Raw genomic sequence first — 11,254 nt, forward strand, 5'->3', positions numbered from 1 at the left:
CCGCTCACGCCGGGTCGTCGGCCACCTGCTCCAGCAGGAGCCCGGCGTCGAAGACGCCGGCGGGCTCGGCGCTCGTGCCGCACCGGCCGTCGGACTCGCCCGGCGCCTTGACGTAGACGTGCTCGAACCACGCGTCGGGGTCGAACACGGTGTCGGGCAGCCTCCCGACCCGCTCCCCCTCCGGGTTGCACCACTCGAGCAGCTCGCCGGTCCGCGACGCCCCGTTCATCGAGCTGTCCAGGATCACGTGCACGCGGCGCCCGAGCGCGTCCCACAGCTCCTCGGCGTACCGGCGCAGCTCGGCCTCGGGACGCTGGTTGGAGACGTTGAGCGCGACGCCGGTCACGAGCGTGCCGTCCGCGTCGACCCGCTCGAGGAGCTCGGCGGCCCGCGCCGGGTCGAGCCACCGCGAGTGGCCGACGTCGAGGTACACGGCGGCGGCGGGGTTGCCCTCCTGGAAGACCCTCAGCGCTTCGCGCAGCAGCTCGACGCGCTCGGCCTGCTGGGCCTCGTCCATCTGCGGGACGCCCGGCAGCGCGTCGGGCTCCACCACCAGGACGGCGGGGGCGTCCCCGACGGCGTCGCTGACCTCCTGCACCCACGCTCGGTAGGCGCCGGGGTCGTCGCTGCCGCCGCTCGCCTCGCCGCCGAGGTCGCGGTCGGTGATGTTGTAGACGACGAATACCGGCACCGCGCCCTGCGCCTCGGCGCGACGCAGGTTCTCGGCGACCGCGCGCGGCGTGTCCGTCGGCGGCCCCGTGAGCCACTGCGCGACGGGCGTCGCCAGCAGCGTCTCGATCCGCTGCGCGGCCTCGGCGTCGGGGGCGTCGCCGAGGGCGGTCGTCAGGTTCCGGAAGTACTGGTCCTCGGCGTCGAGGAAGTACTCGGCGCGGTCCGGCGCGTTGCGCTCGAGCGGCGACGGCTCCGGCGTCCCCGACGGCGCCGGCTCGCCGCCGCCCGTGCACGCGGCCAGCCCCGCCGCCGCGACGATCCCCGCGACGATCCCCGCGACGATCCCCGCGGCGGCCCGCCAGGGCCACCGGGGCCGCCGTGGGAGCGGCTCCCGGGGCGGGGTGCGGCCGGGCGCCGCGCGCGCCGGGACGTGGGCGGTTCGCCGGGGTGGTCGGATCCCCATCGCGCGGCCTTCCAGCTGCTGGCGGCGGTGCCACCGGTACAGGTCCGCGACGCCCCCGTCCCGGGACGCACCGCCCCGCGGGGCGCGCTCGTCCCGGCGTCGCTCGGGTCCCAGGCTATTGCCCCCGCGCCGGGACGCACGGCGAGGAGCACGCCGAGGAGCACGGCGGGACGCGCCGCGGGGCCCGGGCGGGCGCGGGGCGGGGCCTCAGGCGCCCGGGACCGCCTCGTCGTCGTTCTCCGTGCCGAGGTGCCGCACGGTGCCGTCCCACCCGCCGGCCAGGGCGTCGATGACGTCCGGCAGCGCGGTGGGGAACACCTCGTACGGCTGCGCGCGCAGCTCGTCGGCGGTGAGCCAGGCCAGCTCGTCGAGCACCTCGCGCTCGACGTCGGTCCACCCGTCGGCGACCGGCACGTGCCCCGCGTCGACGCGGGCCAGGAAGAAGACCTCGTCCTGGCGGCACGTCTCGGCGAAGAAGTGGAAGATCCCGGCGCGGGTCATCACCGGGCCCTGGAGGTCCGCGGGCCCGAGCGCCAGGCCGGCCTCCTCGCGCAGCTCGCGCAGCGCGGCCTCGACCTCGGTCTCGCCGGCGTCGATGCCGCCGCCCACGGTGAACCACCAGGAGCGGTCGGGCTGGTCGGCGTCGTGCCCGCGCACCAGGAGCGCGCGGCCCGCGTCGTCGAGCACGATGACGCGGGCCGCGCGGCGGTGGCGCAGGCCGTCCTCCCCGAGGACCCAGTCGGACCCCAGGGAGGTCGTGGAGGTGAGCCCCTCCTCGGGTGTCACCAGCCGCGCTCCGCGAGGCGCACGGGAGCGGGCTCCGCCTCGACGTTGATGCCCACCATCGCCTCGCCGAGGCCGCGGGAGACCTTGGCGACGACGTCCGGGTCGTCGTGGAACGTGGTGGCCTGGACGATCGCCCTGGCGCGGGCGGCCGGGTCGCCGGACTTGAAGATGCCGGAGCCGACGAACACGCCCTCGGCGCCGAGCTGCATCATCATCGCGGCGTCGGCCGGGGTGGCGATGCCGCCCGCGGTGAACAGCACCACGGGGAGCCTGCCGGTGCGGGCCACCTCGGCGACCAGCTCGTACGGCGCCTGCAGCTCCTTGGCGGCGACGAAGAGCTCGTCCTCGGGCAGCGAGGCGAGGCGGCGGATCTGCTGGCGGATCTGGCGCATGTGCGTGGTCGCGTTGGACACGTCGCCCGTGCCGGCCTCGCCCTTGGAGCGGATCATCGCCGCGCCCTCGGTGATGCGGCGCAGGGCCTCGCCGAGGTTGGTGGCGCCGCACACGAACGGGACGGTGAACGCCCACTTGTCGATGTGGTTGGCGTAGTCGGCCGGCGTGAGCACCTCGGACTCGTCGACGTAGTCGACGCCGAGCGACTGCAGGACCTGCGCCTCGACGAAGTGGCCGATGCGCGCCTTGGCCATCACGGGGATCGAGACGGCCTCGATGATGCCGTCGATCATGTCGGGGTCGCTCATGCGGGCCACGCCGCCCTGGGCGCGGATGTCCGCCGGCACCCGCTCGAGCGCCATGACGGCGACCGCGCCGGCGTCCTCGGCGATCCGCGCCTGCTCCGGGGTGACGACGTCCATGATGACGCCGCCCTTGAGCATCTCCGCCATGCCGCGCTTGACGCGCGCCGTGCCGACCTCGCCGACGCCGGTGCCGCCGACGCCCTCGCCGGGCCGGGTGTAGCTCTCGCTCACTTCTGGGACCTTCTCTCGCTGTGGTGCCGTCGGCTCGTGCGGCCGGCGTGACGATCCTAAGCGCGCACGGCGGGGCCGGAGCCGGCCATCGCCTCCGGCATCTGGTCGTCGAGCTCCACCGTGCGCGGCGACGGCGCGTGCCCGGCCAGGTGCAGGGCGCGCACCCACCAGTGCCGGCGCACGCGCTGGGCCTGCGCCACGGCCTCGTTGTGGAAGCGCCGGGCGAGCTGCGCGCGGTACCACGTGGCCACGAGGGTGGCCAGCAGCTGCTCGCCGGGCGCGCCGGAGCGCAGCTCGGCGAGCACCTCGGCGTCCCCCAGGGCGGAGCGCAGCGTGGCGCTCAGCGCGCTCTCGGCCCGCTCGCGGGCCGCGCCGAACCCGTCCATGGCCAGGGCCTGCTCGGGCGAGGCGACCGGCCCGGCGTCGTCCACGACGCCGTAGGCGGCGTCCGCCACGAGCACGCTCGAGGCGGGGTCGAGCAGGCCGGAGCTCGCCAGGTCGACGGCGGCGCTCGCGCGCCGCACGAGCTGGGCGTCCAGGGCGATGCGCGAGGCGGCCACCTTGCGGTGCAGCCGGTCCAGCCGCGACGCCGACACCCACGCCAGCCAGACGCCGACCGCGACGACGGCCAGGGCGAGCAGCGCGATCTCCGACCAGGTCATCGCCCGTTCCCCCCGGCCTCGGCCACGTCGCCGCCGAGCAGGCGCCACGGCCCGCGGCGGCCGGCCGCCTGGTGCACCGGCATGGCCTCGCCCGCGGCGACCGCCATCTCGTACACCGCGAGCACCTGGTCGGTGACGGCCGACCAGTCGTAGCGGCGCACCCACGCCGCGGCGTGCTCCCGCCGGGCGCGGGTCGCCGCGCGGTCGGCGAGCGACTCCAGGACGGCGCGCGCGAGGTCGTCGGCGTCGCCGGTGCGGAACAGCGCGCCCGCCGCCCCGTCGTCGAGCACGCGGCGGAACGCCCCCAGGTCGCTCGCCACCACGCCGGCGCCGGCGCTCATCGCCTCGACCAGCACGATGCCGAAGCTCTCCCCGCCGGTCTGCGGCGCGACGTACAGGTCGGCGGAGGACAGCAGCGCGGCCTTCTCCGCGTCGCTGATCCCGCCGAGGAACTCCACGCTGCCGGCGAGCGGGCCGAGCGCCTCGACCGCCTCGTCGCGCCCGGCGTCGCCCCGGCCGGCGACGAGGAACCGCGCGCCGGGGTGCGCCGCGAGGACCGCGGGGATCGCGGCGGCGAGCACCTGCAGCCCCTTGCGGGGCTCGTCGAGCCGCCCGAGGAACGCGACGGTGGGCGCCTCGGGGGTGCCCTGCCACGCCGGGGCGGGGCGCGCCGCGGCGAAGGTGTCCACGTAGACGCCGTTGGGGATGACGACGGCGTCGCCGCCGAGGTGGTCGACCAGCGTGCGGCGCGAGTCCTCCGAGACGGCGACCCGTGCGGCGATCTTCTCCAGGCTCTGGCGCAGCAGCGGGAACGCCACCTGCAGGGCGCGCGAGCGCACCTGCGCGCTGTGGAACGTGGCCACGACCGGGCCCTCGGCGATCCACAGGGCGAGCATGGACAGGCTGGGGGTCATCGGCTCGTGCAGGTGCAGCACGTCGAACGCGCCGCTCTCGATCCAGCGGCGGACCCGGGCCGCGGCGCGCGGGCCGAAGGTCAGCCGCGCGACGGACCCGTTGTACCGCACCGCGACCGCCTTGCCGGCGGGCACGACGACGTCGGGCACGGGCGTGTCGTCGTCGGCGGGCGCGAGCACCGACACCTCGTGCCCGCGGGCCTGGAGGGCCTGGGCGAGGTCGCGCACGTGGAACTGGACCCCGCCGGGGGCGTCGAAGCTGTAGGGGCAGACGATGCCCACCCGCAGGGGGCGCGAGGTCGTCACAGCTCGCCCGCCTCCGCCCGCGTCTTGGCGTAGCGCTCCGGGTCGAGGTCCTCGACGAAGACCCGCTGCAGCATGTGCCAGTCCTCGGTGTGCTCGCGCAGCGTCCGGGCGAGGTGGTCCACCCAGCCCTGCGTCATGACCGCCACCTGGCGCCGCCGGCGCTCGGGGGCGGACAGCCCCGGCTCGGGCTCCGGCACCTCGACGAACGGGGAGAACCGCACGACGACGCCCCACGGGGTGCCGGCCGCGCGGCGGCGGGCACCGGTGAGGCGCTCGTAGGTGACGGCGGCGGTGACCAGCGGCACGCCGGCCGCCAGGGCGAGCGCGGCGGGGCCGGCCGCGACGCGGGCCCGGTGCCCGGCCAGGTCGACCTCGACGCCGGAGGCGGCGAGGTCGCGGTCGGCCAGCAGCGGCACGACGCGGTGGCCTTCCCGCGCGCCGCGCACGAGCCGGCGGAAGACGTCGGGGTCGCCGAGGCCGAGCACGTCGATGCCGATGGACCGCCGGAAGCCGACGAACTCCTGGTAGAGCGCCTCGGGCTGCAGCCTCTCGGCCACGGTGAGCACGGGGGCGAGGTTCGGCGTGGCCCACGCGCCGGCGAGGTCCCAGTTGCCCAGGTGGCCCAGGGCCAGGGACAGCGACCTGCCCGCGGCGACGTGGTCGACCACGTGCTGGCCGTCGTCGAGCCGCACCCGGGCGCTGATCTGCTCGGGCGTGGCGCCCTGGAGGGTGAACGCCTCGCGGAAGTAGCGCATGTACGACCGCATGCCGGCGCGGCCGAGCCGGCGCACGGCCGCCGCGTCGAGGTCCGGGCGCACGCGCGCGTAGTTGGCCTCCAGGCGGCGCACGCCCTCGGTGCGGCGGAGCCAGGTGAGGTCGGCGACGGCGGTGAACGCCGCCCGCAGCACCGGCTCGGGGACGCGGGGGGCGTGGCGCCACGCGAACGTGTACGCCTTCGCGACGTCGACGCGCAGGCCCATCACGCCTCCCCGCCCGCGACGCCGCCCGCGCCGCGCAGGCCCGTCTCGCGGCCGCGCAGCTGGCGGTGCACCGTGCCGACGCGCTGGACGACGGTCACCAGGCTCGCCAGGGCGAGCAGCCCCAGCACCGCCACGAGCACCACGACCGGCAGGCCGAGCTGCACGAAGCCGGTCGGCACGAGGGCGACGACCAGCCGGTCCGTGCGCTCGGCGATGCCGACGTGGGCGTCCGCGCCGACGCTCTCGGCCCGGGCGCGGGCGTAGGGCACCACGCCGCCGAGCACGAGGCAGGCCAGGGCCGCACCGGCGCCCCAGGCGGCGTACGGCTCGTCCGGGCGCAGCACGAAGTACAGCGTGATCCCCGCGAACACCGCGCCGTCCGAGACGCGGTCGAGCGTGGAGTCGAGGAACGCGCCCCACGGCCCCGACCGCCCCGTCATCCGGGCCAGCACGCCGTCCAGGGAGTCGAACAGCGCGAACACGCCGATGAGCAGGGCGCCCAGGAACAGGTGGCCGGTGGGCAGCAGCCCCAGGGCGAGCGCCGTCACCACGACGGTGCCCGCGATCGTCACGGCGTCGGGCGAGACGCCGCGCCGCATCAGGGCGGCCGCCAGCGGCCGGAAGACGCGCTGCATCGTCGCGCGCAGACCGGAGAACATCAGGCGGTCTCCTCCGGGTCCTCGGCCGTCCCGTCGGCCGGCCACGCGGCGGCGAGCCGCGTCCGAGTGTCCGCGAGCAGCTCGGGCAGCGCCTTCGTGCGCCCGACGATCGGCAGGAAGTTCGCGTCGCCCTGCCACCGCGGCACCACGTGCTGGTGCAGGTGCGCCGCGATGCCGGCACCGGCGACCTCGCCCTGGTTCATGCCCAGGTTGAAGCCGGCGGGGGCGTAGACGGCGGTGAGGACCCGGATCGCCGTCTGCGTCATGCGGGCGAGCTCCACCGTCTCGTCCGGCGTGAGGTCGACGTAGTCCGACACGTGCCGGTACGGCAGCACCATGAGGTGCCCGCCGTTGTACGGGTACAGGTTGAGCAGGGCGTAGGTCGTCGCCCCGCGGGCGACGACGAGCCCCTGCTCGTCGTCGCCCGCCGCGACCCGGCAGAACGGGCACTGCGACGCCGTGGCGTCGGCGGGCTTGTCCTGGCCGCCGATGTAGACCATGCGGTGCGGCGTCCACAGCCGCTGCAGGTCGTCCTCCCGGGGGGCGAAGCCCGACGCGTCCTCGACCGAGGGCTCGACCGACGGGTCCATCACACCTGCACCCGGTCGCGGACCGCGGCGACGATGCGCTCGACCGCCTCGGCGACCGGCACGCCGTTCTCCTGCCGGCCGTCCCGGTAGCGGAACGACACCGCACCCGCCTCGGCGTCCTCGCCGCCCGCGATGAGCACGAACGGCACCTTCTCCTTGGCCGCGTTGCGGATCTTCTTGCCGAACCGGTCGTCGGACAGGTCGATCTCGGCGCGGACGCCCTCGGCCTTGAGCCGGGCCACGACGTCCTTGAGGTAGTCGTCGAAGGCCTCGGCCACCGGCACCGCGAGCACCTGCACCGGCGCGAGCCAGGCGGGGAACGCGCCGGCGTAGTGCTCGATGAGCACGCCCATGAACCGCTCGATGGAGCCGAACTTGGCCGAGTGGATCATCACCGGCTGCTGCTTGGTGCCGTCGGGCGCCGTGTACTCCAGGCCGAACCGCGCCGGCTGGTTGAAGTCGTACTGGACGGTGCCCATCTGCCAGGTGCGGCCGATGGCGTCCTTGGCCTGGACGGAGATCTTGGGGCCGTAGAACGCGGCGCCGCCCGGGTCCGGGACCAGGTCGAGGCCGGTCTCGCGGGCCACCTGCTCCAGCACGGCGGTCGCGGAGGCCCAGTCCTCGTCGGAGCCGACGAACTTGTCGGGCTTCGAGTCGTCGCGCGTGGACAGCTCGAGGTAGAAGTCGGTCAGGCCGAAGTCCTTGAGCACGCTGAGCATGAACTCCAGCAGGTGGCGGACCTCCGCCGGCGCCTGCTCCGGGGTGACGTACGAGTGCGAGTCGTCCTGGGTCAGGCCGCGCACGCGGGTCAGGCCCTGCACCACGCCGGACTTCTCGTACCGGTACACCGACCCGAACTCGAACAGGCGCAGCGGCAGCTCGCGGTAGGAGCGCCCGCGCGAGGCGAAGATCAGGTTGTGCATGGGGCAGTTCATGGCCTTGAGGCGGTACTTCGACCCCTCGAGGTCCATCTCCGGGAACATCGTGTCCGCGTAGTACGGCAGGTGGCCCGAGGTGTGGAACAGCCCGTCCTTGGTGACGTGCGGCGTGCCGACGTAGGAGAAGCCCTCCTCGATGTGCCGCTGGCGGACGTAGTCCTCCATGACGCGCTTGACCACGCCGCCCTTGGGGTGGAACAGCGGCAGCCCGGACCCGACCTCGTCGGAGAACGAGAACAGGTCCATCTCGGCGCCGAGGCGGCGGTGGTCGCGGCGCTCGGCCTCGGCGAGCCGCTCGAGGTACGCCTTGAGGTCGTCCTTGCTCGGCCAGGCGGTGCCGTAGATGCGCTGCAGCTGCGGGTTCTTCTCGCTGCCGCGCCAGTAGGCCGCCGCGCTGCGCATGAGCTGCACGCCGTTGCCGATGAGCCGGGCGCTCGGCAGGTGCGGCCCGCGGCACAGGTCCTTCCAGACGACGGTCTCGCTCTCGCGGCCTGCGCCGCGGACGTTGTCGTAGATGGTCAGCACGCCGCCACCCACCTCGACGTCGGCACCCTCGGCGGCGTCTCCCGCGGAGCCCTTGAGGCCGATGAGCTCGAGCTTGTAGGGCTCGTCGGCGAGCTCGGCGCGCGCCTCCTCCTCGGTCACGACGCGGCGGCGGAAGGTCTGCCCCTCCTTGATGATCCGCGCCATGGCCTTGTCGAGGGCCTTGAGGTCCTCGGGGGTGAAGGGCGTGGCGACGTCGAAGTCGTAGTAGAAGCCGTCGGTGACGGGCGGGCCGATGCCGAGCCTGGCGTCCGGGTTCACCTGCTGCACCGCCTGGGCGAGCACGTGCGCGGCGCTGTGGCGCAGCACGGCCAGGCCGTCGGGCTCGGTGATCGCGACCGGCTCGACGACGGCGCCCTCGGCCAGCGGCTGGTCGAGGTCGGTGAGCACGCCGTCGACGCGGACGACGACGACGTCCTTGCGGTCGGCGAACAGCTCCGCTCCCGTCGTCGGGGTCGTCACCGTCACCGCGCCCTGGGGCTCGCTGGGGGCTGATGGGATCGACGGGGCGACGTCGGGCACGTGCTGCTCCTTCAGGTCGGTCCGGGCGGGCGGACGAAGGCCGCCCGGCTCTGGGTCGCGGCCCCGCAGACCTGCGGGGACGCGTCGAGGGGCGCCGCCCGGCGGGCAGCGCCCCTCGATCGTACCGACCTGCGCGCGGCGGCCGGGTACCGCTCCCGGGTGCGCCGCGTGCCGCTGCGCGGCCGGCGGTGCCCGGCGTGCCCTCGTCGCGCCCCCCGGTCGCCGTCGTCCCCGGGGCCGCTGCACGATGGCGACGTGCTCCCGCCCACCCCGCCGCTCCCCGACGACCCCGGCTACCCCGTCGCGGCGCGCGACGCCGTCGACCTCGCCGCGCTGGACGCGCACCTCGTGGGGTGCCGCGCCTGCCCGCGCCTCGTGGCGTGGCGCGAGGAGGTCGCCGCCACGAAGCGTGCAGCGTTCCGCGACGAGGAGTACTGGGCGCGCCCCGTGCCGGGCTTCGGCGACGCGCGGGCGCGGGTCGCCGTCGTCGGCCTCGCCCCCGCCGCCCACGGGGCGAACCGCACCGGCCGCATGTTCACCGGCGACCGCAGCGGCGACTTCCTGTTCGCGGCGCTGCACCGCGCCGGGCTCGCCAACCAGCCCGTGGCGCTGCACGCCGACGACGGCCTCGCGCTGCGCGGGGTGCGGCTCGTGGCGCCGGTGCGCTGCGCGCCGCCGGCGAACAAGCCGACGCCGGACGAGCGCCGCCGCTGCGGCCCCTACCTGGCGCGCGAGCTCGAGCTGATGGCACCGACCGTGCGCGTGGTGCTCGCCCTGGGCGCGATCGGCTGGGGTGCCACGCTGGACACCCTCGCCGAGCAGGGCTGGGCCGTGCCGCGCCCGCGGCCGCGGTTCGCGCACGGCGCCGAGGTGGTGCTGCGGCCGGCGGCGGGCGGCGACGCCGCCGCGCCGCCGGCGCTCACGCTGCTCGGCTGCTTCCACGTCTCGCAGCAGAACACCTTCACCGGCAGGCTCACGCCGGCGATGATCGACGCAGTCCTGGCACGGGCGAAGGAGCTCGCCGGGCTGTGAGGGCGCGCGGCCGGGGCTCAGCCACGCAGCGGCACCAGCCGACGCAGCGGGGTGACGTGCGCGGGGGTGAGCTCGGCGAGCGAGGCGACCTCGAGCAGCTTCATGGTGCGCACGACCTGCTCGGTGAGGATCTGGATCATCCGGTCGACACCCTCGCGCCCGCCGGCCATGAGGCCGTAGAGGTAGGCGCGGCCCACGAGCGTGAACCGGGCGCCCAGCGCGACGGACGCCACGATGTCGGCGCCGTTCATGATGCCGGTGTCGACGGCCACCTCGAGGTCGGAGCCGACCTCGCGCACCACCTCGGGCAGCAGGTGGAACGGCACCGGGGCCCGGTCGAGCTGGCGGCCGCCGTGGTTGGACAGCACGATCCCGTCGACCCCGAGGTCGGCCAGCTTCTTGGCGTCCGCGACCGTCTGCACCCCCTTGACCACGAGCTTGCCGGGCCACAGCTCCCGGATCACGTCGAGGTCGGCGAAGCTGATCGAGGGGTCCATCGCGGAGTCGAGCAGGTCGCCCACGGTGCCGCCGGTCGAGGACAGCGAGGCGAACTCCAGCTTCGGCGTGGTGAGGAAGTCGTACCACCACCACGGGCGCGGGATCGCGTCGAGCACCGTACCCAGGGTCAGCTGCGGCGGGATGGAGAACCCGTTGCGCCGGTCGCGCAGCCGGGCCCCGGCCACGGGGGTGTCGACGGTGAAGAACAGGGTGTCGAACCCGGCCTTGGCGGCCCGCTCGGTCAGCGCGTAGGAGATCTCGCGCTTCTTCATCACGTACAGCTGGAACCAGTTGCGCCCGTGCGGGTTGGCCGCCTGCACGTCCTCGATCGAGGTGGTCCCGAGCGTCGAGAGCGTGAACGGGATGCCCGCGGCGCCCGCCGCCCCCGCGCCGGCGATCTCGCCCTCGGTCTGCATCAGCCGGGTGAACCCGGTCGGCGCGATGCCGAACGGCAGGGCCGACGGGCCGCCGAAGACCGTGGTGCCGGTGTCGACGGTCGAGACGTCCCGCAGGATCGACGGGTGGAACTCCACGTCGCGGAACGCCTGGCGGGCGCGGGCGAGCGAGATCTCCGCCTCGGCCGCGCCCTCGGTGTACTCGAACGCCGCCCGGGGCGTGCGGCGCTTGGCGATGGCCCGCAGGTCCTCGATGGTGAGGGCTGCCTCGAGGCGCCGCTTGCGCAGGTCGAGCTGCGGCCTGCGGAACCGCATCAGCTCGAACACCTCGGCGGGCTTGGGGACCTGACGTTGCACCATGGGGA

The 11,254-nt window shown here is 75.4% G+C and carries 11 protein-coding genes; 1 reads left to right on the forward strand and 10 read right to left on the reverse strand.

Annotation, left to right across the window (positions count from 1 at the left end; translation table 11 throughout):
* Nucleotides 1-4 precede the first annotated feature (4 nt).
* The 9 genes from U5M74_RS01485 to thrS form a co-directional block, all read right to left on the reverse strand.
* Nucleotides 5-1,135: a glycoside hydrolase family 6 protein gene (locus U5M74_RS01485; RefSeq protein WP_410905467.1), complete on the reverse strand. Its 1,131-nt coding sequence runs from the start codon at nucleotides 1,133-1,135 to the stop codon at nucleotides 5-7.
* A gap of 207 nt (nucleotides 1,136-1,342) precedes the next feature.
* A complete protein-coding gene (locus U5M74_RS01490; RefSeq protein WP_410905468.1) occupies nucleotides 1,343-1,921 on the reverse strand; it encodes an NUDIX hydrolase in 579 nt (192 codons plus the stop codon).
* Nucleotides 1,918-2,850: a pyridoxal 5'-phosphate synthase lyase subunit PdxS gene (gene pdxS / locus U5M74_RS01495; protein WP_410905470.1), complete on the reverse strand. Its 933-nt coding sequence runs from the start codon at nucleotides 2,848-2,850 to the stop codon at nucleotides 1,918-1,920. The genes U5M74_RS01490 and pdxS overlap by 4 nt, the downstream gene beginning before the upstream one ends.
* 56 nt (nucleotides 2,851-2,906) lie before the next feature.
* Nucleotides 2,907-3,512 (reverse strand): hypothetical protein, encoded by a 606-nt coding sequence (locus U5M74_RS01500; RefSeq protein ID WP_410905472.1) that lies wholly within the window; start codon nucleotides 3,510-3,512, stop codon nucleotides 2,907-2,909.
* Nucleotides 3,509-4,714, reverse strand: coding sequence for a glycosyltransferase family 4 protein (locus tag U5M74_RS01505; protein WP_410905778.1), 1,206 nt, complete (start codon nucleotides 4,712-4,714; stop codon nucleotides 3,509-3,511). The genes U5M74_RS01500 and U5M74_RS01505 overlap by 4 nt, the downstream gene beginning before the upstream one ends.
* A 14-nt stretch (nucleotides 4,715-4,728) precedes the next feature.
* On the reverse strand, nucleotides 4,729-5,706 hold the full coding sequence (locus U5M74_RS01510; RefSeq protein ID WP_410905780.1) for a phosphatidylinositol mannoside acyltransferase: 978 nt from the start codon (nucleotides 5,704-5,706) through the stop codon (nucleotides 4,729-4,731).
* A 5-nt stretch (nucleotides 5,707-5,711) separates the two neighbouring features.
* Complete coding sequence (gene pgsA / locus U5M74_RS01515) at nucleotides 5,712-6,371, reverse strand: phosphatidylinositol phosphate synthase (RefSeq protein WP_410905473.1); 660 nt, start codon at nucleotides 6,369-6,371, stop codon at nucleotides 5,712-5,714.
* Nucleotides 6,371-6,961, reverse strand: a complete 591-nt coding sequence (locus U5M74_RS01520; protein WP_410905474.1) for an HIT family protein — start codon at nucleotides 6,959-6,961, stop codon at nucleotides 6,371-6,373. The genes pgsA and U5M74_RS01520 overlap by 1 nt, the downstream gene beginning before the upstream one ends.
* Nucleotides 6,961-8,964, reverse strand: a complete 2,004-nt coding sequence (gene thrS / locus U5M74_RS01525; RefSeq protein WP_410905475.1) for a threonine--tRNA ligase — start codon at nucleotides 8,962-8,964, stop codon at nucleotides 6,961-6,963. Before thrS ends, U5M74_RS01520 begins: the two co-directional genes overlap by 1 nt.
* A 255-nt stretch (nucleotides 8,965-9,219) precedes the next feature.
* Here thrS and U5M74_RS01530 point away from each other — a divergent pair, with 255 nt between their 5' ends.
* Nucleotides 9,220-9,996: a uracil-DNA glycosylase gene (locus tag U5M74_RS01530; RefSeq protein ID WP_410905477.1), complete on the forward strand. Its 777-nt coding sequence runs from the start codon at nucleotides 9,220-9,222 to the stop codon at nucleotides 9,994-9,996.
* 17 nt (nucleotides 9,997-10,013) lie between these two features.
* On the opposite strand, the gene U5M74_RS01535 is transcribed toward U5M74_RS01530, so the two are convergent.
* On the reverse strand, nucleotides 10,014-11,249 hold the full coding sequence (locus tag U5M74_RS01535; RefSeq protein ID WP_410905479.1) for an alpha-hydroxy-acid oxidizing protein: 1,236 nt from the start codon (nucleotides 11,247-11,249) through the stop codon (nucleotides 10,014-10,016).
* Nucleotides 11,250-11,254 lie beyond the last annotated feature (5 nt).

Source organism: Puerhibacterium sp. TATVAM-FAB25, assembly GCF_046535855.1.
Lineage (GTDB): Bacteria > Actinomycetota > Actinomycetes > Actinomycetales > Cellulomonadaceae > Puerhibacterium > Puerhibacterium variabilis_A.

Coding starts and splice junctions, on each gene's coding strand:
- U5M74_RS01500 (WP_410905472.1), bottom strand. CDS start 3,512: ATGACCTGGTCGGAGATCGCGCTGCTCGCCCTGGCCGTCGTCGCGGTC.
- U5M74_RS01535 (WP_410905479.1), bottom strand. CDS start 11,249: ATGGTGCAACGTCAGGTCCCCAAGCCCGCCGAGGTGTTCGAGCTGATG.
- U5M74_RS01520 (WP_410905474.1), bottom strand. CDS start 6,961: ATGGACCCGTCGGTCGAGCCCTCGGTCGAGGACGCGTCGGGCTTCGCC.
- U5M74_RS01485 (WP_410905467.1), bottom strand. CDS start 1,135: ATGGGGATCCGACCACCCCGGCGAACCGCCCACGTCCCGGCGCGCGCG.
- pgsA (WP_410905473.1), bottom strand. CDS start 6,371: ATGTTCTCCGGTCTGCGCGCGACGATGCAGCGCGTCTTCCGGCCGCTG.